General features: G+C 55.1%; 13 protein-coding genes. 7 read left to right on the top strand and 6 right to left on the bottom strand.

Features of this window, described 5'->3' with window-relative positions; all coding sequences use genetic code 11:
* Positions 1-44: 44 nt before the first annotated feature.
* The 3 genes from ACNKU7_RS09175 to ACNKU7_RS09165 form a co-directional block, all read right to left on the bottom strand.
* On the bottom strand, positions 45-1,700 hold the full coding sequence (locus tag ACNKU7_RS09175) for a serine/threonine protein kinase (RefSeq protein WP_418296671.1): 1,656 nt from the start codon (positions 1,698-1,700) through the stop codon (positions 45-47).
* A gap of 435 nt (positions 1,701-2,135) precedes the next feature.
* Positions 2,136-2,690 carry a DUF1285 domain-containing protein gene (locus ACNKU7_RS09170; RefSeq protein WP_418296670.1) on the bottom strand — a complete coding sequence of 185 codons (555 nt, stop codon included), beginning with the start codon at positions 2,688-2,690 and terminating at the stop codon, positions 2,136-2,138.
* Complete coding sequence (locus ACNKU7_RS09165; RefSeq protein ID WP_418296669.1) at positions 2,683-3,399, bottom strand: TetR/AcrR family transcriptional regulator; 717 nt, start codon at positions 3,397-3,399, stop codon at positions 2,683-2,685. Before ACNKU7_RS09165 ends, ACNKU7_RS09170 begins: the two co-directional genes overlap by 8 nt.
* 640 nt (positions 3,400-4,039) lie before the next feature.
* Here ACNKU7_RS09165 and ACNKU7_RS09160 point away from each other — a divergent pair.
* The 3 genes from ACNKU7_RS09160 (at position 4,040) to ACNKU7_RS09150 (ending at position 11,443) form a co-directional block, all read left to right on the top strand.
* Positions 4,040-6,433, top strand: a complete 2,394-nt coding sequence (locus tag ACNKU7_RS09160) for a M9 family metallopeptidase (RefSeq protein WP_418296668.1) — start codon at positions 4,040-4,042, stop codon at positions 6,431-6,433.
* A gap of 171 nt (positions 6,434-6,604) precedes the next feature.
* Entirely contained in the window at positions 6,605-8,377 is a 1,773-nt protein-coding gene (locus tag ACNKU7_RS09155; protein ID WP_418296667.1) for a collagenase, read from the top strand.
* 219 nt (positions 8,378-8,596) lie between these two features.
* A complete protein-coding gene (locus ACNKU7_RS09150; protein ID WP_418296666.1) occupies positions 8,597-11,443 on the top strand; it encodes a TonB-dependent receptor domain-containing protein in 2,847 nt (948 codons plus the stop codon).
* Positions 11,444-11,622: 179 nt separating this feature from the next.
* Here the strand turns inward: ACNKU7_RS09150 and ACNKU7_RS09145 are convergent, their stop codons facing one another.
* Positions 11,623-14,580 carry a TonB-dependent receptor gene (locus ACNKU7_RS09145; protein WP_418296665.1) on the bottom strand — a complete coding sequence of 986 codons (2,958 nt, stop codon included), beginning with the start codon at positions 14,578-14,580 and terminating at the stop codon, positions 11,623-11,625.
* Positions 14,581-14,708: 128 nt separating this feature from the next.
* On the opposite strand from ACNKU7_RS09145, the gene ACNKU7_RS09140 reads away from it, so the two are divergent.
* Both ACNKU7_RS09140 and ACNKU7_RS09135 read left to right on the top strand, forming a co-directional pair.
* Positions 14,709-16,073: an MFS transporter gene (locus tag ACNKU7_RS09140; RefSeq protein ID WP_418296664.1), complete on the top strand. Its 1,365-nt coding sequence runs from the start codon at positions 14,709-14,711 to the stop codon at positions 16,071-16,073.
* Entirely contained in the window at positions 16,070-17,155 is a 1,086-nt protein-coding gene (locus tag ACNKU7_RS09135) for a M24 family metallopeptidase (protein WP_418296663.1), read from the top strand. The genes ACNKU7_RS09140 and ACNKU7_RS09135 overlap by 4 nt, the downstream gene beginning before the upstream one ends.
* A gap of 62 nt (positions 17,156-17,217) precedes the next feature.
* Here the strand turns inward: ACNKU7_RS09135 and ACNKU7_RS09130 are convergent, their stop codons facing one another.
* Both ACNKU7_RS09130 and pepQ read right to left on the bottom strand, forming a co-directional pair.
* On the bottom strand, positions 17,218-18,492 hold the full coding sequence (locus tag ACNKU7_RS09130; protein ID WP_418296662.1) for an NAD(P)/FAD-dependent oxidoreductase: 1,275 nt from the start codon (positions 18,490-18,492) through the stop codon (positions 17,218-17,220).
* Between the two features lie 36 nt (positions 18,493-18,528).
* Positions 18,529-19,905: a Xaa-Pro dipeptidase gene (gene pepQ, locus ACNKU7_RS09125; protein ID WP_418296661.1), complete on the bottom strand. Its 1,377-nt coding sequence runs from the start codon at positions 19,903-19,905 to the stop codon at positions 18,529-18,531.
* 202 nt (positions 19,906-20,107) lie between these two features.
* Here pepQ and ACNKU7_RS09120 point away from each other — a divergent pair, with 202 nt between their 5' ends.
* The gene (locus ACNKU7_RS09120) at positions 20,108-21,007 is read left to right on the top strand and encodes a dihydrodipicolinate synthase family protein (RefSeq protein WP_418296660.1); all 900 of its coding nucleotides are present in this window, start codon (positions 20,108-20,110) and stop codon (positions 21,005-21,007) included.
* Between the two features lie 23 nt (positions 21,008-21,030).
* A complete protein-coding gene (locus ACNKU7_RS09115; protein WP_418296659.1) occupies positions 21,031-22,614 on the top strand; it encodes an aldehyde dehydrogenase (NADP(+)) in 1,584 nt (527 codons plus the stop codon).
* Positions 22,615-22,665: the final 51 nt, after the last annotated feature.

Raw genomic sequence — 22,665 nt, 5'->3', positions numbered from 1 at the left:
AATGTGAACCGGCGCCCATGTGCGGGGTTTACCCCACTCGCAACTTACTCAAACCACAGCGGCTGAGCGCGGCTGCCTTCATGCAGGCCGTAGGTCCAGCCATTAGTCCAGTCGCTACCGTTTACACTCAGGGCGCCAAGGAAGGCCCGCTGCTGGGGAGAAACCGTTACACCCATCTGCGCGGCAGCTGCTTCGGTATAGAAAGCGGGAACACCGCCCAGCAACACAAATTCACTGTTTGCGTTAGCGGTCGGGTCGACCTTGCCTGCAATCGCAATAAACTCGTTACCAGTTGCAGCGGCCCATTCTGCCGGAGTAACACTACCCGGCAGATCGCCCTTAACCTGGTCTTCACAAGCAAATACGTTGGCAGCAAGGCTGGCTTCAGAGCCGTTCACCAGTGCGGCAAGCGTCTCGTCACTCTGCACGCGCAGACAGTAGTTGCTGCCGTCAGCGCCGTTTTCATCCGCAGCGAAAGAGGCCACGATCAGGGAGTTGGTAATGGTCGGGTAGATACCCTCACGCAGACGCCAGCCGGCGCCCGGATCGTGGGTGACCTGTGAAGACGCAGCAGAAACAATACAAGTCAGACCATCGATCACCGGACGGCTGTTGATACCCTGAGCAACAATCTCCGCACGGCGATCAGTTTTGGAACCGTCAACCATGTCATCGTAGCTACCGATACCATCCGCTTCGATACAGTGGTTGCCATCGGTTTCGCTCTGGATCACCAGCGCATTGGTGATGGAGCCCTGCCAACCTTCGTCGATATCGATGGAGTCGTCACGGACATAGAGCGCTACATAGTTTTCGATATTGACTGCACCGCCGAACATCTCGATGCCGTCGTCGTAGGTTGCGTAGGCTTCCAGGTTGTTTACAACGGTGCCACTACCAACACCGGCAAAGGTCACACCGTTCAGCTCATTTCCTTCAACAACCTCGGCACCCGTGTGCTTGACGCGAACGTAGGTCATTACACCGGAGTTATCCGCGTTGTTGTCACCACCGTAGTTGGATTCCTGGTCAGAGTCAGAACCTTCAGCAGGCAGGCTACACTCACCGGCAAGCGCCAGATCGCCACCAGCCACTGTTCCGGTGTAAACGCACTTGTTGGTCACGCCGAAGCCGTTAATCACCATACCGCCCCACTGGGACACATCTTCAGGGCCTACGGTACCGAGAACGTCAGTTTCGGAAGTGAAGGTGATCGGTGCAGTTTCAGTGCCGCGAGCAAAAAGCTGGGAGCCACGGTTAACAACCACAAAGGACTCTTTGTCCTTGAATGCGATAGTCGCGCCTGCCTGAATTTCCAGAGCCGGGCCGTCGCCGCCCTTAGCGATACCGGCTGCTGCCAGGTCAGCAGCGCTGCCGTAGCTCGCACCAACGAACAGAATGTCATCGAAAATATGCGCACCACCGTTCGGCAGGGCCGGCAGGTAGAGGTCTTCCATCAGTGGGTTTGCGTAAGAAACGAAGTCGGCGCCGTAACGGCAGTTTGCACCTTCTGGGGTACCTTGTACGCCGCTAGCCAGCTCGGCACAGGGGTTTTCTTCGACAGTACCCGGATTGGTCACAGAATTGTCTACGGAGTTATCAACGGTCTGCGGCTCAATATTGATACCACCGCTGTCACAACCCGCCAGCAGAGCAGAAATCGCCGCTGCCAACAGCAGCTTGTTGCTTACGCGTTTCATAGAATCCCCCTAAAGGATGTTTTAAAAATTTGGTTATTGAAAGCCGGCTTATAAATAGTCAATGCAGCCAAGGCCTGAGGCTCAACGCTCAATCAACCATGAATTAATTTGCACTTATTCGCTTGCGCGATTTGGACGAAGGGGAGTCTAGAAATGGAGTGTTGCGAATATGTTACGAATGGTACGAATTGAAAAAAAACACGGGAAAAATTTCAAAAACGAACAAAGCTTATGCATAAATGACAGATTCATTTCATGCATATTTCATATATGTTTCATATATGTTTCTGAATATATGGCGCTGGATAAACGGCGCTTTAATTACGCAAATGATTATCAGCGCAGCATGCAAGAAACATCGACAAAAAAACTTTTTGCCGGCCACGGAATGAACAGAAACTTGAGGGAAGGAGCAACGGCCGGGACGTCAGGAACTCAATACTCGCCGAGCAAAAACTCCTCGCCGGCACTTTTCAGCCAAAGCTGGCAGAGTCGCGTGGGAGGGGCACTCGGCTGACGGGGCTCGGCCCAGTCGATCAGCTCATAATAAACGTCACGCGAGGTTCGGGCTTCCAGCCCATCGCGAACTTCTATGTAGGGTATCGGCAGTGGCGGCTCCCCAAACGGCTTAAGCACAAGGGGATGTTCACTGTCCAGAGGCACGACATCGCCAGTATTGGTGGTCAGCAGGACGCGGGATTCGTCTCTGGCGGCCTGAGTGACTAGAAAAGGCGCGTCCTCAACGCGGATACGCCATTTCTCCACCGGGGTAACCAAAAAATAGTCGCCCTGCTCTTTCTTCAAAATACTGGCAAACAGGTTCACCAGGGGCTGCCGCTTGATTTCCGTGCCTTCATGCACCCAGCGCCCATCACTACAGATGACCAGATCCATGTCTCCACACAGATCCGGGTTCCACCTGGCCACCGGCGGGTGGCCACGAAACTCATCATGCAGCTTCTGCAGTTGCTGGAAAAGCGGCTCAGCCAAAGCTACTGCCCGTCGCGTTGCCTGGCATGCCGCCTGATGCCGGGGACGGAGTCGCGCCACCTTCCGCACTGGAATCACTGGCCCGACGACCGGACATGTCTCCAATATGCACACCGACATCCATGATGAAGTCCATCAGGCCGGCGCGATCCTCAATCACATCCGCAAATGACTTGGAGTGATAGAGTTCGACCGCACCCTGCACCAGCGCCCAGTATGTTGAGTAGTAATAGTAAGCCGGTACCTTTTTCAGCACGCCCTGCTCCATCCGCCGCTCAAACACTCTATTGAGAGCTGTGGCATTGGAATTCCGCAGCGCGTGAAGCTCCGCGATCATTTCCGGCGCCAGGTTCAGCGCAATGATCTTTTCCTCAAGGCGCTGAAACAGGCGATCGCGTGCGGGATCCGCCATGCGGGACTCGAAGTAAGCCCTAGCGGGCGCGGTGATATCACCCTGCTCCGCGGTTGCGACCGCGGACTTCAAACGCTCGGTGAGCGACTTCTCATAGTCCATAAGCAGCCGCATATATATTTCTGTTTTCGATATGAAGTGCTTATAGATGGTGCCCTTACCGATATCGACGCGCTCAGCAATCTGCTCTACGGTGACTTTTTCTTCACCGTGCTCCAGCAGCAGCTCCAGAGCCGCGTCGAGGATACGCTGCTCCCGCGCACGAAAACGCTGAACCTTTTCTTTTGCCTTATCCATACTTCCGACCTTAGCTGTCCGTGTATTTGGAGACTGAAATTGACTATTCATTCATGAATGATAGGCAATTCCCCGGCGATGGAAAAGTAATTACCTGTCGTATCAAGGGACTTCGCGCCTATTTATTAACCAGCCCCGGGATAATACTCGCCCCGCTGACTGTCTTGACTGATCGAAAACCCACCGCTTACGTGAAGCGGCGCCTGCCAACCATCACTCTTCATTTATAGCAGCCGGTGAGTACAGCCCTGCTCCCGCCAGACACGCGCCTCTACAAGCCTCAAAGAAAACGATGAATTTTCCGCCTGCGAGCACGAGAAATGTGCGCTGCGCACAGAATATCTTTGCGTGCAATATTATGTTTTTGCACCCACAACAAAGGAGGGCAGAAAAATATCCAATTGAACAAGCAACACGCGCCAGAAAGTTGCCGGCGCCACCATTCAAGAAACAATAATGAAGCAACAATATGAAAAAGAACCTAATGAGGATTTCCGTTAACTCCCTGGTTACCGGAGTCACCGCAATACTACTCGGTGCGGCTTGCCAGGTATCCGCCGCACCCTCAGCCGCAACCCCCTCGGAGCCCAGTGTCACCCAAGGAATCGCACTAACCCAAACTCAACCCCGGAACCCCGTGATGGCCCCGGTAGAGCCGCGCTATATACCCGAACAGCAAACAACTTCTCAAGCCGTGCAGACATTCGCCGCCCAGGCAACAGCAGAACCTCTCGCTACCTGTAACGCGGCCGACTACGCCCAATACAGCGGCCAGGCACTGGTAGATCATATCCTCGCGTCCGATACCAGCTGTATCAACGACCTCTACGAAGGCAACAGCACCAGTTTTGCCAGCTTCACACCGCAAAAAATGGTCACAGTAGCTAACGCCGCCGAAAGCCTGTCGGAAACTTACGATGCGTCACTGGAAGACGCCAGTATCAATAAGCTGTTCTACTTCCTTCGCACCGGTTACTACATCGAGTACTACTATCCCGATAACGTGTCCTTTAACACAAGCGTTCAGACTGCCGTCATCGACGCGCTCGACGCGTTTACCGCAAATCCAGATTTCTACGCCAAATCGAATTCGGCCGGAAACGCCACTATTGACGCCATCGTATTGATCGACAGCGCGCAAGAAAACGCGCGCTACCTGCCTGTCGTCAAGCGCTGGCTGCAGGACTGGGATCAGGAAGCGGCGAGTTTCAGCCGTATGCGCGCCTCGGTCAACGGCATTTTTACCGTACTGTTTCGCGGACACTACGCCTCTGACTTCAAGAACCTGACCGCCAGCGATACCCGGCTGATTGAGCTGCTTGGCGCCTTTGCCCGCTCGGACTGGATGCTCGATACCGATGCCCAGTTCATGCAGGAAAACGCGGCCCGCGAGCTTACCCGTTTTCTGCAATATGACACGGCACCGATTTACGACACCGTGGTGGCCGAAACTGCTCAGCTGCTCAACCGGTACAGCATGACAGGAACGGGAAATAGCGTGTGGATCGCGGCCGCGGGCAACGCCGACTACTACGGCAACTGCAGTGATTTTGGCATCTGCGGCTTCGAGGAGAACCTCAGGCAGCAGATACTCGCCAACCAGTACACCTGCAGTAGCTCCCTTAAAATTCTCGCCCAGGACATGACCCAGGCTGAAATGACAGGCTCCTGTGGCAAGCTGTCCGATCAGGAAACCTACTTTCACCAACTGCTGGCAACCAACTACAACCCGGTGGCAGACGACCAGAACACCGATCTGGAAGTTGTCGTCTTTGATGACTGGGATGAATACAACACCTACGCCCCACTGTTTTACGGGATCAGCACCGACAATGGCGGCATGTACCTGGAAGGCGACCCGTCCGCTACCGACAACCAGGCCCGCTTTATTGCCCACGAGGCTGACTGGCTGCGCCCGGAATTCGAAGTCTGGAACCTGACCCACGAATACGTGCACTACCTGGACGGCCGCTATAACCTTTACGGCGGCTTCGGCGATGCGCAAACCGGTAGCCACAAAACGGTGTGGTGGATCGAAGGGCTGGCAGAATATGTCTCCAAGCAGGACGACAACGATACAGCTATCGAAATGGCGCGTACCGGTGCGTACAACCTCAGTGACATCTTTGCCAATACCTACAGTAGCGGACAGGATCGTATTTATCGCTGGGGCTATCTCGCGGTGCGGTTCATGTTCGAAAAGCATCACAGTGAGGTTACCCAGCTTCTCACTTACTTGCGCGCTGGCAATTACGATGCGTACCTGAACTACATAAACAATATTGGCTCCACCTATGACAGCGAGTGGCAAACCTGGCTGCAGCAGGTCGACAGTAATGCCGATGACGGAGGTAATGATGGTGGTGGTGGAAACCAGGGGGATGCCCTGATCAACAATGTCGAGGTGACCGGCCTCGCGGTTTCTACCCAGGGAGATGACCTGCACTATTACATCGACCTGCCGGAGAACAGTGAAAGCCTCACTATCGCGATCACCGGAGGCAGTGGCGATGCCGACCTGTATGTCCGCTATGACAGTGAAGCTACCGATACAGAATACTATTGCCGCCCATACATCGGTGGCAATACGGAAGTCTGCGAGATTGCCAATCCCAAGCCCGGTCGCTGGTACGTCCGCCTCAAGGCCTATCAAGCATTCACCGGTGTCAGCCTTCTGGCGAGCTATACAGAAAACACCACCACAAGTTGCAGCGGCGCGCCTGTTTCCTACGGGAATATCGAGCTAAACGCCACTACGTGCGTTAGTGATAGCAGTACCATCAATTACTACTACACCTATATTCCAAGCGGCACCAGCACCCTGACGGTGAAGTTAGCTGGCGGCGAAGGCAATGCGGATTTGTATGTAAATGATGCAACCTGGGCTACGGCAACGGAATACGATCAGCGCTCAACCAATTCTGGCAACAGCGATAGCATCACCATCAGTCAGCCGGATTCGGGCTGGTATTACATTTCAGTAATTGCCACAGAACCATTCTCAGGTACCGGCATCCAGTTGATCACCAACTGATCCCGCCCACATCAAGCCCCCGGTTTTACGCCGGGGGCTCTACCACAAATCCACACCAAACCCACCGATTCCCGCGCAATCACCGATAGCTGCCGCCACCCTATTGTTCAAAACAACTTTTATGTTATTGTGCGCAATATATATTTAAGAATAAGACAGGGGAGAAAGTGCATGCCCAACAAGCAGCTTCCATTACTCACAAGTATGATTCTCGCTATATTGCTAACCACATCCTGCGATAAGGTACTGCAGCGTGATCCCGCACTTGCATGGCTCACGAGCACTGAGACAGAACTCTGGGAATCCGGCGAAATCCATACGCCGGAAAATCTCCGGCAGGTGCTCATATCCCTCGACCGCCAGCTTTCCCAAGAGACCCCAGACTTCCAACTGCTGGATAGGTCCCTCTATTACCTTCGGGCCTACAGCTACTTCGGAGAGCAAAGCTCCTTAGACCACCTGAACTGGCTGGCACTGGACAAGGTAATGACCAATCTCCGCCAGCACACTGCCTTTTCCGCGCTCGACGACCGGGCGGCACGCTTGCAAGAACATTTCTCGGTGACCCTGTACCGCTACTACAACCGCACACCACTCGACGTCCACCTTGGCAATCACTTACCCGCTCTGTTTGCTGTACTGAACCGGATGCAGGAAAAAGTGTTAACCGAGGCGGAAGAGTACGCGCTTTGGGAGGGCTTTCGCGCATTGGGTTTTCTGGGTTATGAAGCGCGCAGTAACAAGGTGATATCAGCAGCCCTAACGGCTGGCGGCTTCACCGAAGACGCACTACTAAGCTTCGCGCGTGGCACCAATGCGTTTATTACCGGACAGGACTGGCCTCTCAGCCACAGTTTGTGGGCCCTCGGAAATCTACACTTGCTCCAGGATGAGGATTCCGCACAACACCTCGACGAGACCGTCTGGAAACTCCTGGCTCGCGACCTGCCCCAGTTAAGCGAAACTGCCCGCCGCCAGCTATATACCCGGCCTTATCTGGTCACGTCATTCCGGGGCAAAAGCGCCTGCGAAAGCGAATTTTCCGGGCGCTGTGTTTTCCCAGGTGATCGTGAAGCTCTACCGATAGAGCACCATTGTTCACCGGCGCTGTATATCAGGGCTAATTCGATGAGCAACGACGCGCTAGAGGCTGCATGCCGAACACTGCTCGCGCAAGAAGACGACTTTCACCGCAAACTCGCGAGCAACAGGCAGCCCGTAGCCAATGACCACAATGATGCATTGGAAGTCGTCGTCTTTGACAATTACAGCCAGTACAACCAATACGCATCGCTGCTGTTCGACATTGATACCAATAACGGCGGAATGTTCCTTGAGGGCGTTCCTGAACAGCCGGATAACCAGGCTCGGTTTATCGCATTCGAAGCTTTCTGGAAGGATCCAGACTTCAGCATCTGGAATCTCGAACACGAGTACGTCCACTACCTGGACGGCCGCTTCAATAAGCGGGGAGGCTTCGGCCACTTCCCCAGCCACATGGTGTGGTGGGCGGAAGGCCTCGCCAACTACATCGCCCATGGCGATCACTATGAAACCGCCGAGCGTGACCTGAACAAGATTCTCCCCTCAGACTACCCTACCCTCGGCGAAATCTTTGCCACCGAATATAAAGACGGCGGCACGCGGGTCTACACGTGGAGCTATCTTGCGATTCGCTTCCTGTATCAACAGGACAGTGAAAACCTGGCGAAGCTCGCACACTATCTTCGAGCAGACGACTTTACGGGCTACCAAAAGCAGCTTGAAATACTCGCCGCGACACTGCAACCAAAGTTCACCGATTGGCTGGGTGAGCAGGTTTTGACGCGTGGCACCGAAGAACAATCAGAACAACACCCACGGAGACTCTACCGCTACCTGTACCGGGATTACCTGCAACCCGCACGGCTCGTTGCGGGTAAAAACCATCGTCACGTTGGCTAAAACTTCTCGGGGGTGGTCTCTCCGCCCCCTTCTCTCAACCACAGCCTTACGATCCGTCACAACTTACGCAACTAACGAAACAACTACCTTCTCGCGCTGGACCCACTCACCCCTAACGCCAAAACCACCCTAAATAGCTATTGTGTGCCATGTCATCTTTGATATAACCTTTAAATGCTTTTGCACACAACAACAATATAAGTTTTAGGGGACCAAAAAATGAACACATCAAAGAAGCTCCTCACGCTCGCGATTACAGCGACAACCTGCCACAGTTCGCTTCTGCATGCGCAAAGCACCAGCGTGGACACCAACTTGCTGGGGGATGCCGCACTTGAAGAAGTAGTGGTAACCGGCTCGCGTATCCAGCGCTCAACCTTTGATACACCCTCGCCTACAACCATGATCGACAAAGAAGCGATCCAGATGACCGGCGAATTGAACCTGAACGAAGTGCTCTCCACCATGCCCCAATTTGGCTCGGGCTACGACTCCACCAGCGGCAGCTATTCGTTCGGCAACTCGGGACTGAACGTACTCGACCTGCGGGATCTGGGCGTAAAACGTACACTTTCCCTGGTCAATGGACACCGTCCGGTTCAGACCACCAGCGACGACAATACGATGGTGACAGAGATCGGGATGATCCCGAGTGAATTGATCGAGCGGGTTGAGGTGCTTACCGGTGGTGCGTCGGCAGTTTATGGTGCTGACGCCGTGGCGGGTGTAGTGAACTTCATTCTCAAGAATGATTATGAAGGCCTGTCTCTGCGTGCCCAGGCCGGCGACTCCGACGCAGGAGGCGCCGCAAACCAATCCATCACATTCACCTTTGGTCAAAATTTCGCAGATGACCGCGGAAATTTTGCCTTGTCCCTCGACTGGTTTGAGCAGGATCCGCTTTTCTTCCGCGACCGTAAAAACGCAGCGGGCCGCAGCCGCTATATCCCAAATCCCGAAGATACCGGCCCAGACGACGGCATCCCGGATCAGATCATCCACAACAGCATCACTTACCAGGATTTCAATATCCGCGGGAATGTGTTTGGCGTATGGAATGGTGCGGCTGGCGATAGCGACTGGTATCAAATAAACGGGGACGAAGCAGAATTACGCACCCCGGCAAGCGCAATATCCCAGGGCTGGAAGGTTACCGATGGCAGCGGGTTCGATCCCAATGCGTACAACTTCGCCCGCAGCCCTTTTGAGCGGCTGAATGGCTATAGCCGAGTGCAATATGAAATCAGCGAAAATACCAGTATCGCTGCAGACCTGATGTATTCCGGCACCCAGTCCTACGACGAAGTTGATCCGGACTTTATCTGGTCTAACTGGACAACAGTCGAGACCTTACAGGCCAATAACATTACGGTTCCCGACAGCGTATTGACCGTTCTCGAAGCCTACGGTGATAACTGGCTACAGCTTCCTTACACTTTTGATGAAGCAGGCCCGCGCTGGCATCAAACCGACCGCGAATACCTCGCGGCCAGCATCACCCTGGAAGGCGAACTGGAAAATGGCTGGCGATGGGACACCTATGTCAACAGCGGGTATACCAGCACTGAACTCACCCGTGGGAACAACATCCGCTTTGACCGGTTTGACTCAAGCACGTTTACACTGATCGGACCATGTGTCGACGCCGGCAACTGCCCGGAATTTTCTCCGTTCGAGTCCACTTCTGATGCCGTAAACGATTACATTATGGCAACGCATCTCACGACTACGGATGTCAAGCAGCATACCTTTGCCGCAAACATCACCGGTGACCTTTTCAACGTTCCCGCCGGTATTGCTAGGTTTGGTGCCGGATTTGAATCGCGGTACGAAAACCTTGACTACCAACCTTCTGATCTATGGCAATCCGGCGTGCTCAGTTCGCAGCAAACCGCCATTGATGACGTGAGCCGAACCGTTCATGAAGCCTACGGTGAATTGCTCGTGCCGATACTTGCGGATCTGCCGCTTGTCGATGCTCTGGAATTCGAAGCTGCGGTGCGCGGCGCCGAGTATTCCACCGAGACCGCCAACTTTACCAGCTGGAAGACCGGGATTAACTGGACCATCAATGACAGTCTGCGCTTCCGATCCGTTTACTCAATGGCAGTACGCGCCCCGCAACTCGGCGAAATGTTCCTTGGCACCAGTATCGGCTATAGCGACCTGACCGACCCATGCGACTCAGACGAAGTTAACGGCGGCCCTGCCGACGGCCGCCGGGCGGCAAACTGTGCAGCGCTGGGTATTGATGGAAACTGGGACTCAAACCTGAAAGGCCAGCGCGGGCGCGTTATCTCCGAAGGTAACCAGGATCTGAAGGAAGAGGAAGCCACTACGTTTACCGCAGGCTTTGTATTTACCCCAACCTTCGTCGATGGGCTGAATATCTCGATCGACTACTACGACATCGACCTCTCCGACATGATCGTGCGCTTCGGTGCCAGTAACACACTGGCGCTGTGCGTAGACTCGGAAAGCATCAACAACGATTTCTGCAGCCAGGTTATGCGCGCGGCCAATGGCGACGTTGAGTCCGTTCGCGACACTTACATAAACGCTGATGGCTCCCGCCGTACTGGTGTGGATATTGAGGCAGACTATCGATTCAGTCTGGCTGACGCTATTAGCCTGCCCGGGGAATTACGCTTCAACCTGCTCGCCACACGCCAGCTGGAAAGCTCATATTCAGCCACCGACAACCTGACCGGTAAACTGGTAACAACCGAATACGTAGGTGAGTTCGGCGTTCCGGAGTGGAAAGCGGATCTCAGCACCTCTTACTACCTCAACGACCTGACCTTGAACCTGACCACGAAGTTCACCCAGGGAGGTCCGATTGACCTCGATGGCAACCCTGAGCGTTACGAAAATAGCGTGATCAGGAACTCCCTGTACTACAACCTCTGGGCTGGCTACCAGGTTACCGAAGCGGCGAAGGCGTACCTCGGTGTGAACAATCTCACTGACGAAACCTGGACCGATCACCCATACACGTCGTATGGATCGGCTAACTATTCGTTGCTTGGTCGTTATATGTATGCCGGGGTTCGCTTCGCCTTTTAAGTTTTCACCACGTACTCACAGGTACATGTCCTCCCGGGCAATCTAGAGAGTAAATCGGACCTCTCTGCTTTCGCGCCGCTCTGCGGCGCTTTTTTTCGTCCGTAATAAAGCAAAAAATCCCGGCTTTTGGCCGGGATTTTAAGTTCTGCCTTATAAGCAGTTATCAAAGATTAGCCATGTCAGAAATCGTAACGAGCAACCAGGCTGAAGTAGCGGGCACCATTCCGGCTTTCGGTCAGGCCATAATCCGGATTCAACACAACGTCACCTGTATCAGTCTCCATCGTCCGGATCTCATTCACATCCAATGCGGTATCGTCATCTAGAACATTGTAAATAGTGCCCTTCAATAACAGGTCACCATCAAACAACGGCATCCGATAGGCCAGGGAAAGATCCAGCTGCTTCATCCAGGGCAAGTTGCCGGCGGAGCCGCGGGGTTTTGGATTGCCATTCTCATCGTAGAACGACACTTCTCCGTAGTATTGACTGATGCAGTCACTCCAAGGGCTCGATTCAGCGCAACTATCCACACCAACAGGATGTGTACTGAAGTAATTTTGAGGCCGCCCGGAAATAACGGAGCCGACAAAGCCGAACGTCAAGTTCTCGGAAATATCGTAGAAGCCGTTCAGTTTTAACGCGTGCCGGTGATCGTTGGGAAGATCGCCGTAACTGTGATCCATCAGGTCAGCATAATCGTAAGACGTGGTCCAACCCGGATCTGCCTGGTTGTTGTCCGTTCGAACGAGACCTTCCGTATTTCCGTAATTGTGGGACCAGGTATAGGATGCATCGAGGAACAAACGATCAGTCACCTGGCCGCGCAATGAGGTTTCCAGCGCAAGATAGCGCCGCGACGCTTTCGGCAGGGCCAGCTCCTCGGCACTCAGCGTCACATTATCCACGGTGCCATCACCGTCAAAATCATAGCTGATATCAACGTCTTCACCGGGATTGAGCAATACGTAGTAACTGCCCTGCCCTACGTTGTCTTCAATGCCATTTGCCTGCAGGTAATTGCTCAGCACTGGTCCGATATCACTGTCTTCAATCGACCGCTTGAGATCGCGGTAAATGCCGCGAACACCGAGCACCATGTCATCCAGCACCAGGGTTTCCATACCCAGAGTAAACTCATCTGCATACATGCCTTCGAGATTGCCGCTCGCAATCAGGTCGGGTTCCACAATCCCCTGCTGGCGCACCCAGCTGTGCAGCAGTTCACCGCGGCTAGGAGATCCATCCGCATTCAACGTAACGCGACCATTCGCGTCCGTGGCACCGGGCGCATAGTAATCAAAGGTTTCACGGGAATAGGACCCCTGGGTGATGTTCATGTTCGCCGAAACCGGTTGGTAATAGCGGCCGAACGTGGCAAATGCCTTGCTGTTGCCATCGCCGTTAAAGTCCCAAACGGCCTGAATCCGCGGAGAAATACCATCGTTGTCCACGAATGCTTCGCCACCGGTCACAGTGTTTTCGAACTGTTCGTAACGCGCACCGAGGTTCAGTGTGAAAGTGTCTGTCACCTCCCATGAATCCTGTACGTAAAATGCGGAAGACGTCACGGTAGAGTCTGTGCCGCGCACACGAATACGGCGCTGCACCAGATCCGTACCGCTAGGCTGCAGAGATGGGTCGTTGATTCCTGCCAGGCGTTGTTCCCACCAACCACGGGCATCCCCGGCGCCGTTCTGGTTCTCCTGATAGAACACATCGAGACTACTGTGATCTATACCAACCTTGATCGTGTGATCCAGCAAGTCATAGCGGACATCCAGGCGGAGCTGATCACGAACATAGTCTTCGTCATAGATCGTGGAATCACTGTGGTTGCTGAAACTCACGCAAGTTGCACGGCAGTCGTATACCGATGGAAAATTGTTCAACGCCGAGTTATATACGGTTTCCTGTGTTTGACCCGCTGTGAAGTCGACGGTCAAGGCGTCGGTGAAGCGACCGTTATAGTGCATACCATACACCTGCCCGCCGCTGCGACTCTTTGTTTTGCCGTTAAATTCGCCGATCGCATTTTGATCGGGCGCGTACACAAAGCTGTCGTAATGTCCGTTCACCTCGTTGTTGATCGCGGTGAAATCCACTGCATGGTTCTCATTGATGTACCAGTCTACAGTGACCAGCCAACGATCTTCCTTACGGGTGCGGTCATAATACCTGGAGCCTTCGGCCCAGGTATCGTCCGTCTGGCGAGGACTGAAAAGCGCATAGAAGAAGGCTTTATCCTTGACTATGGGGCCGCTTCCCCACACTTGAAACTCCTGGAAGTCCATCCCATTTTGTTCGGTATTGATCGCGTATTCACCAGCAGAGTCGCGCAAAGATCTGTGTTGACCGCGCAGCGAATCCGGATCCATTCTGAGCTGGGAACCAAAGTTGAACTCGTTGGTACCGGATTTGGACGCGGCATTGACAATCCCCCCCAGAGCACCGCCGAATTCGGGATCAATGGCCCCCGTTTTGACTTGCGTCTGGCTGATTGCCTCCCACGGTAAAGAGATGGATCCGAGCCCGGTCTTGATGTTCGCAACATTCAGTCCATTGAGGTAATAGCCGTTCTCAGCGGAAGATGCGCCACCAAAGCTTGAAGCCCCTCTAAAGGCAGACCCACCGGGCGCAACCACGCCGGGCGCGAGCTGAGCCATTGCTTCAAAGCCGGTGTTTACCGGCAGCAGCTCCAGCTTTTCCTGAGTAATCACAATTCCGGCGGTCGAACTACCGGTATCCACCGGCCGCTCCCGACTACCTGTGACCTCAACGACTTCCAGCACGTCCCCTTCTCGTGCCAGGCGCCCGTCGAAAACTACGGCCTGGCCAATTCTGACCAGCACCTGCGGAGCCCCTGCGCGGTCGTAGCCTGCTTTTTCAAACTCCAGTGAGTACTCTCCCACCGGCAGGTTATTCAGGTTGTACTCCCCTTGCGCATTACTCGTGACCGTACGGGTGAAGCCCTTGCTCAAATGTCGAACCGTAATCTGGGCGCCGGACAAGACCTCTCCGGAAGCGCTGATTACCTGTCCTTTCAGGGTGCCGCCTGAGGTGTCAGCAGCAAATACGCCTGCGCTGCCGAGAGCGGTGCTGATGGCCATTGCCAACAGTCGTTTCTTGATTTCCATGGTCTCTAACCCTCATTTCAAATTGGTATTTATTATTTCGCCGCAAATCATTTTGCATGCAATATCAAATAAATCACACCTTGTGTACAATGACAATAAATAACCAATAAGAACATCGAGGCCACAGCATGGATACGTCGAATACCGCGCCAAGCGTTTCAGAACGACCCGAAGCGCAGCAAAACGCACCGCATTTCGCTCGCAGTTTTTATGTGGCAAACGCCATGGAGATTTTCGAGCGGCTAGCCTGGTATGGCTTCTTCACCCTCTCTTCCTTGTACATGAGCAACTCCCCTGCTGCTGGGGGACTGGGACTTACCGATACCGAAAGGGGAACCATTCAGGGTGTTATTCCCTTTATCCTGTACCTGCTGCCCGTATTTACCGGCGCATTGGGCGACCGCTACGGCTACAGGAAAATGTTCTTTGTCGCATTCGCAATAATGACCCCGGCCTACTATCTGCTGGGACAGGTGACGGGGTTCTGGCCGTTCTTCACAGTGTTGCTTCTGGTTGCCGTGGGCGCAGCGATATTCAAGCCGCTGGTCGTTGCCACCGTGAGTAGAACCACAACAGACGAAAATCGCAGTGTCGGGTTTGGGATTTTCTACACCATGATCAATGTCGGTGGATTCGTTGGCCCGATCATCGCAGGCGTGGTCAAGGGGATAAGCTGGGAATGGGTTTTCAGCGTCGCCGCTTTCTGGATAACGATCAATTTCCTGCTGCTGCAGTTTTACGCGGACCCCGCCACCCAGGACTCGAAACCCTCTACAGGTTCAGCGCGGTTCAACTCTGTATTCCGGGATATAGGAACGGTACTAACCGACCGTTCATTTGTTGCCTATTTGCTGATCATGTCCGGGTTCTGGGCATGCTACAACCAGCTATTTCTTACATTGCCGCTGTATATCCGGGACTTTGTTGACACCTCACCGATACTTCACCAGGTCGAACATTTTTCCCCCTCGATTGGACACGCAATTGCCAGCCAGGATGGCCAGCAAATCAGTCCTGAGTTCATCACTGCATTTAACTTCGCGAGCATTCTGGCCCTCCAAATCTTTATCAGCCGACGCTGCCGCTACATTCCTTCCATTCCTCTCATCGTTATCGGCACTGTCGTTATGGCCGCCAGTTTTGCCTGGCTCGGTTTTGGATTCCTGGCCGGAGGCGTGGGTGTCATCGGGGCAGTGATTGTGTTTTCAGTGGGCGAGATGCTCGCCTCACCGAAAAGCCAAGAGTATGTCGCTGAAGTGATGCCAACAGAGCGCGCAGCGTTATTCATGGGCTACTACTTTCTCTCAATGGCGCTCGGATTTCTGATCGCCGGCCTTCTTTCAGGATGGGCATATGCAACGCTGGTCAGGACGATGAACAGGCCCGATCTCTTATGGGGAGCATTTTCGGTTCTAGCCCTGGTAACGGCCGCAGGCCAGCTCTGGTATCACCGCCGCACTATTGGAAATAAGCAACAGGAACACTTCCAATGAAACGTATACAACAAGCACGCAAGCAATTCTTCCCACAGGGCATCGACGGGTTGCTGGTCGCCAGCATGGCAAACATCCGTTACCTCAGTGGGTTCGCAAGTGAAGAGCGCAACGTTGCATTGTTACTGCTAACACAGGACAAGCAATACCTGATCACAGACTACCGCTTTGGCGAGCAGGCCGAAGAGCAGTGCCATTCCACCACAACAGACGTCGTTGTTCGCGACCGCGCCCGTGAATCTCTGGGCCAATTGATTAACCGCATCGCCTCAAATGAGAACCTGAAACGGCTGGGGTTTGAACAACACCACTTTATGCACGGGCAGTGGCTCGCACTCGAACAAGAGCTGACGATGGAAACCAAGCCGGTCGCCGATGTCATTGAAAGGCTTCGCCGTATCAAGGATTCAGCAGAACAGAATGACATACGCGAAGCAGCCCGGATTGGCGACCAGGCTCTCGAACTGCTGCTGCCGAAGCTCAGACCCGGCGTGACGGAGCGCGAAGCCGCGCTGATGCTGGAATCTTCCCTGATGCAACTGGGATCTGAAGGCCTGGCATTCCCAACGATTTTCGCCTCTGGCCCACGCAGTGCCCGACCTCACGGGATGCCCAGTAAACGCATTCTGCAGAGTGGTGATTTGCTGACCATCGACTTTGGCGCCGTGGTGAATGGCTATCGCTCGGACATGACGCGAAGCTTCGTGATAGGCCGCGCTTCTGCTCAACAGCGGGAGGTGTATGCCCTGGTGCAAGAGGCCCAACAGCTGGGGCTGGATGCCGTAATTTCCGGAACCACCTGCTCTGAGCCAGCGGATATTGTCAGCCGGTTCCTGTGCGATAGCCCCTATGGACGCTTCGCCGGCGATGGGCTTGGACATGCGCTTGGACTGGAAACCCATGAAAAGCCCTACTTTGCTGCGGGCGACGATACAGTTCTTGAGCCGGGGTTTGTTATGACAGTGGAGCCGGGAATCTATATTCCAGGCTGGGGGGGCGTGAGGATTGAGGATGATGTTTTGGTAACCGCCAGCGGGATCGAAGTACTGAATTCGTTTCCAAAAGAATTGATCGAGCTTTAACGCCGCCGCCAATACCGTGCTGCTTACCTAGTGCATTGCCCGGAAAACCGGGCAATGCACGCTCACAGTAAACCGAAGCGGGAAATCGCGTACGGATTCAGATCAATCTCCGGAACCTTGCCTTCGACGAGATCCGCAACCAGCTCAGCGGTCACGGCGGCCTGGGTCAGGCCCAGGTGCTGATGCCCAAACGCAAAGTAGATGTCACGGTGTTTTGGCGCGGCACCGATAACCGGGAGGGAATCAGGCAGCGACGGGCGGAAGCCCATCCACTGCGTGGCCCCCTCTCGTGATGCCTGGGGCAGGAGCGCCTGGGCGTGCTGGAAAAGTATATCCGCGCGCTGATAGTTTGGCTCTGCATCCAACCCGGCCAGTTCGACCGTTCCGGCCAACCGCAATCCTTCTTCCATCGGCGTCATCACAAATGCGCGCTCATACGACACCAGAGGCCGTGAAACAGCGCAATCACTTTCGGGTAACATCAGGTGATAGCCCCGCTCTGTATCGAGAGGTACCCGGTAACCCAGTTGGGCCGCCAGAGGCTTCGACCAAGCCCCGGTAGCGACGATAACGCGATCAGCGCACAGGCGACGCGCATCGTTCAGAATCACATCACAGCCCCCGCCCTCGCGCGGCGAAATCTTGACGACTTCGCCCTGAACCACTGCTCCGCCCTGTGCACGAAAAACCTCGGCAAGCGCGGAAACCAGGCGAAAAGGATTCACACTGTGCGCTGTCTTCGGGAAATAGAGCCCACCGGCGACTTTTTGGCTGAGTGCGGGCTCCAACTCGCGTATTTCGTCGCCAGTTTTCAATTCAACGTCGACGCCAAAGCGCTTGAGTAACGCCACTGAGCCGGCATTTGCGTCAATCGAAGCGGCCGCCTCATATACCGTCAGGGCGCCATTTTTTGTCATCAGGTCTGTGAGTCCGGTGCGCTTCAACAGCCGGTCGTAGCTCTCGATCGATCGGCCATTCAGTGCCCGCAGGCTGTCGCAGGACGCACGCGCATTGTGGGGCAATGCGGCCACGGCAAACCGCGCGAGCCATGGCAGGATCTTGGGGAGATACGACCAACGAATCGATAAAGGCCCCAGAGGATCCCGAATAATTTTGGGAAGGCTCAAAATGGTCTGCATATTTGCCAGGGGCAGCACTACATCGGTGGCGAAATGGCCAGCATTGCCGAACGAGCATCCCCTGCCGGGCTCATCGCGATCCAGCAACATCACATCATGGCCGCGGCACTGAAGTTGCTCTGCGATCGTGGTGCCGACTATGCCCGCACCAACGACCAGCGTGCCAACCTTGAGCCCCTCGCTATCGGTCTTGTTCATCGTTAACGTCACCTATTGCAAGGAAAACACCGGGTATCAAGTCACTGCTTCCGAAGATTCGAGGCTCATATCGGCGGAACCGCGCTTTTCCAGAGCCGCAAAGGCTTCCCTGCTCTGGTTCTCAACCCTGTCGTTGTGAACCAGCAGGCAGTCCTCAACCCGCACACCGCCATACTGGCGGAATCTCTCGATCTTGTCCCAGTTTACCAACCGGCTGTGTCTGGAGCGTGCCAGCTCCCCAAGCAGCATATCCATAAAGTAGATGCCCGGCTCAATGGTGACCGCCTGCCCCGGCTCTATGTCCCGTGCCAAACGCAAATACGGCGCCCGTGGATCCCGCAGCCTGGCGGGTGCCCCGGGAGCCAGCTGATAGCCACCCACGTCGTGGACCTGAAGGCCGATGAAGTGGCCCAGTCCACACGGGAAGAACATATTACTGATGCCCTCAGCGACGATGGACTCAGCCGGCATCTGCACGAAGCCAAACTGCTCCAGGATCTGCGAAATCTTCAAGTGGGCCAGCCAATGGAGATCCGAGAAGTTCTTCCCAATCTCAACGCTATCAACGAGCGACCGCTGCACGCCATCAAGCGCCGTCACCAACTCGGCATACTCACCGTCACGGAACGCGTAGGTACGCGTGATGTCACTGGCGTAGCCCTGAAAATCCGCGCCCGCGTCGATCACCAGCGAATGGATATCGTTACGGTCCAAAGGCTCACGGTCGGCACCGTGGTAGTGAAGGATCGAGCTGTGGGCATTCATGGCAACGATATTGACATAAGGCAGTTCCGCCTCAAGCACACCGGCTCCCCGCAGGTATGCATGATGGATATCCAGTTCAGTGCCGCCGCCCAGAAATGCGTCCCGCGCGGCGTTGTGACCCGCCGCACTCATAAGGTTCGCGCGGCGCATGCACTCGGCCTCATAGGCCGTCTTGTATGCGCGGTAGTAGTGGAGCTCATCAATCACTGCTGGCGGATTGAACTGTTCATCGGGCAACGCGGGCATCATATCCCGGTCTTCACCGATAAATGCACAGCCATCGAGACTTCCCATCAATGCCGCTTTGACTTCATCAATGGAGGTGGCCAGCTCCAGAGTAAAAAAATCCGTCCAATAGCCCTGCGGATCCGCAGGCGGCTTGTGCCAGTAATCTTCCGGCTGGAAATAGATCAGTTTGGGTTTCTCCCCGATTTTGAGATCAATTGCGCAGTGCGGATGCTCAAGCAGGGGAACCCAGTGTTTGAAATGGGGGTTCACCTTGAACGTATAGTGGTTGTCATCCAGGAAAGGGAGTTTGGCAGCACCCGAATAGATCACAACCCGTTTATAGCCTGAAGTAGTCAACGCACGTTCATGGCGCAGGATGAGTTCATCAATATGCTGGGGGTATAGATCGGCCAGTTGCATATATTGGAGTTCCGAGTTGGTTGGCATAGAAGTTGGGCTTGCAGCGACACAGCACCGGATTAAGGGCGTGTCCGAAAAATCCAGTTGACACCACTGGAAATTGTTATTTATTGTACACAATAACACATAGAGGCAAAGCGCTTTTTATTGCGAACTGCGTCCGAGCCGTATCCCTACCGCGCAACAATGATGAGGAAGTCAAATGCAGATCAATTGGAGTGGCGTTTTCCCCGCAGCTACTACTCAGTTCAACGCCGACGAGAGCATTAATATTCCGGCCACCCTGGAACACCTGGAGGTGATGCTGAATGCCGGCATCAACGGCCTGGTAATGCTCGGCACTGTTGGGGAAAACTGCTCCCTTAGCCAGGCGGAGAAGTTTGCGATACTGGAGGCGACCGTAAAACACATCGCTGGACGAGTACCTGTATTGACTGGCGTCTCCGAGTACACAACAACCCAGGCACAGGAATTTGCCCGCGCCGCCAAGCGCGCAGGCGTTGATGGCCTGATGGTATTACCACCGATGTCCTACAAAGCCGATGGGCGTGAAATTGTCGCGCACATCCGCGGTGTCGCCGAGGCTACCGACCTGCCGGTAATGGTTTACAACAACCCCGCCTGCTACGGCGTCGACGTATCCGCAGAAGCGGTTGCCGAACTCGCGCAGATACCGAACATTGTCGCGGTCAAGGAAGCTTCCGATGACCCGCGGCGCCTGACAGATATCGCCAACCTGGTTGATGATGACTTTGTTCTGTTTTGCGGCGTCGATGACCTGGCCCTGGAAAGCCTCGCGCTTGGCGCACACGGATGGATATCCGGACTGGTGAACGCATTCCCACAGGAAAACCGCCTGCTCTGGGATCTCGCCACCAGCGGAAAACTGGGAGAGGCTCGCAAAGTCTACCGCTGGTATACCCCCCTCCTCCACCTGGACACCAAACCCAAGCTGGTGCAGTACATCAAGCTCGCGGTTCAGGAATGTGGCTACGGCAGCGAACTTTGCCGCAATCCACGACTCCCCATTTGCGGCGAAGAGCGCGAGGAAGTACTGCGGATAATCCGCCAGGCCATTGCTACCCGCCCGACCATCAACTGAGCAGGATGAGTGGAGAATTTGCGATGTACACAGCCCCTATCCTGGTAGCGGGTGAGTGGCGTCAAGCGGCCGAATGCGGCCGCTTTCAGCCGCTCAATCCAACTACCCGCACGCCCATTGAACTTTATTTCCCTGTATCCAGCTGGAGCGACTGCGACGCAGCGCTCGAGCACGCAGCGCAGGCTGCGCACGCATTGAAGCAGTTGCCGGGGGAATCCCGAGCCGTCTTCCTGGAACGCTACGCCGACAAAATTGAAAGTGCGGCTCTGGAAATCTGCCAGATTGCGCACGAGGAAACCGGTCTGCCGCTCGAACCGCGACTGTTGAATGTGGAACTCCCGCGCACAACAAACCAGCTTCGCCAGGCTGCCGCAGCGGCCCGCACCGGCGGCTGGGCACAGGCCACGCTGGACACGAGCGCCAATATCCGCACCCTGCGCGCGCCGATCGGCCCGGTTATTGTATTTGGCCCGAATAACTTCCCCCTGGCATTTAACGGCATCGCAGGCGGCGACTTCGCAGCGGCGATCGCGGCAGGAAACCCGGTGATCGCCAAGGCGCACTCGGCTCATCCACACACCTGCCAGAAGCTCGCCAGGCTCGCATTTGCGGCGCTACAGGAGGCTGGCCTGCCTGCCGCAACCGTACAGATGCTCTATGGCACGGCAAGAGAGGACGGCTTGCGCCTGGTAAGTGACCAGAGAACTGGTGCGAGTGCATTTACCGGTTCACAAAGCGCCGGCCTGGCGCTAAAGAAAGCCGCGGACGAAGCCGGCAAGCCGATCTATCTCGAGCTCTCGAGTATCAACCCGGTCTTGATTCTAAAGGGGGCACTGGAGCAACGGGGCCCGGCCATCGCCGAGGAATTTGCGACAAGCTGCCTTATGGGTACCGGCCAGTTTTGCACAAACCCTGGGCTGGTCATTCTTCCCAAGGGCGATACCGCCGACACCTTCGTGCGCCAGTGTGCGGCACTGTTCGATGAGGCTCCAGTGGGCACCCTGTTGAATAAAGGTACCGAGGACAGTCTCAAGCGTGCGGTACGCCAGCTGCAGGATACCGGAGCGGAATGCCTGACCGCCGCCAATACCGCAGATCCAAACCGCTGCTGCCAGCCGAACACACTGCTCATCGCCGACGGCCAGCAGTTTCTGCAGAACCCCCACGGATTCCAAACGGAAGCTTTTGGCAACGCTGCCTTGCTTATCATCAGCAGCAGTACCGTGGAAACCCGGCAAATCCTGGAGCGCCTGGAAGGGAACCTCACGGGCTGCTTTTACACGGCTGCAGACGGAACCGACGATGCTGACTACGAACAGCTGGAACCGGTAATGCGCAACAAGGTTGGCCGCCTACTTAACGACAAAATGCCAACGGGTGTTGCGGTTTCGCCTGCGATGAACCATGGCGGCCCCTACCCCGCTTCCGGCCACCCCGGATTCACCGCGGTGGGTATACCCGCTTCGCTGCAACGATTCAGCAAGCTTGAGTGCTACGACAATGTGCGCCCACACCGCCTGCCCCCACTGCTGCAGGATAAAAACCCCTGCGAGGCCTGGCGTTTGGTGGACGGCAACTGGACACAGGGTGATGTCACGCACCTGTGACAATCCCGATGTGATTTTCAGAGGCGGCTACGAGCCATTCACCGTAAAATC

The sequence above is a fragment of the Microbulbifer weihaiensis genome (assembly GCF_048323715.1).
In the GTDB taxonomy this organism is placed as follows: Bacteria; Pseudomonadota; Gammaproteobacteria; order Pseudomonadales; family Cellvibrionaceae; genus Microbulbifer.
This window is presented reverse-complemented; position numbering and strand designations above follow the sequence as displayed.

Bases quoted from the DNA above. Each gene is read 5' to 3' on its own strand.
- ACNKU7_RS09175 (WP_418296671.1), bottom strand. From the start codon at position 1,700: ATGAAACGCGTAAGCAACAAGCTGCTGTTGGCAGCGGCGATTTCTGCT.
- ACNKU7_RS09165 (WP_418296669.1), bottom strand. From the start codon at position 3,399: ATGGATAAGGCAAAAGAAAAGGTTCAGCGTTTTCGTGCGCGGGAGCAG.
- ACNKU7_RS09160 (WP_418296668.1), top strand. From the start codon at position 4,040: ATGGCCCCGGTAGAGCCGCGCTATATACCCGAACAGCAAACAACTTCT.
- ACNKU7_RS09155 (WP_418296667.1), top strand. From the start codon at position 6,605: ATGCCCAACAAGCAGCTTCCATTACTCACAAGTATGATTCTCGCTATA.
- ACNKU7_RS09150 (WP_418296666.1), top strand. From the start codon at position 8,597: ATGAACACATCAAAGAAGCTCCTCACGCTCGCGATTACAGCGACAACC.
- ACNKU7_RS09145 (WP_418296665.1), bottom strand. From the start codon at position 14,580: ATGGAAATCAAGAAACGACTGTTGGCAATGGCCATCAGCACCGCTCTC.
- ACNKU7_RS09140 (WP_418296664.1), top strand. From the start codon at position 14,709: ATGGATACGTCGAATACCGCGCCAAGCGTTTCAGAACGACCCGAAGCG.
- ACNKU7_RS09135 (WP_418296663.1), top strand. From the start codon at position 16,070: ATGAAACGTATACAACAAGCACGCAAGCAATTCTTCCCACAGGGCATC.
- ACNKU7_RS09130 (WP_418296662.1), bottom strand. From the start codon at position 18,492: ATGAACAAGACCGATAGCGAGGGGCTCAAGGTTGGCACGCTGGTCGTT.
- pepQ (WP_418296661.1), bottom strand. From the start codon at position 19,905: ATGCAACTGGCCGATCTATACCCCCAGCATATTGATGAACTCATCCTG.
- ACNKU7_RS09120 (WP_418296660.1), top strand. From the start codon at position 20,108: ATGCAGATCAATTGGAGTGGCGTTTTCCCCGCAGCTACTACTCAGTTC.
- ACNKU7_RS09115 (WP_418296659.1), top strand. From the start codon at position 21,031: ATGTACACAGCCCCTATCCTGGTAGCGGGTGAGTGGCGTCAAGCGGCC.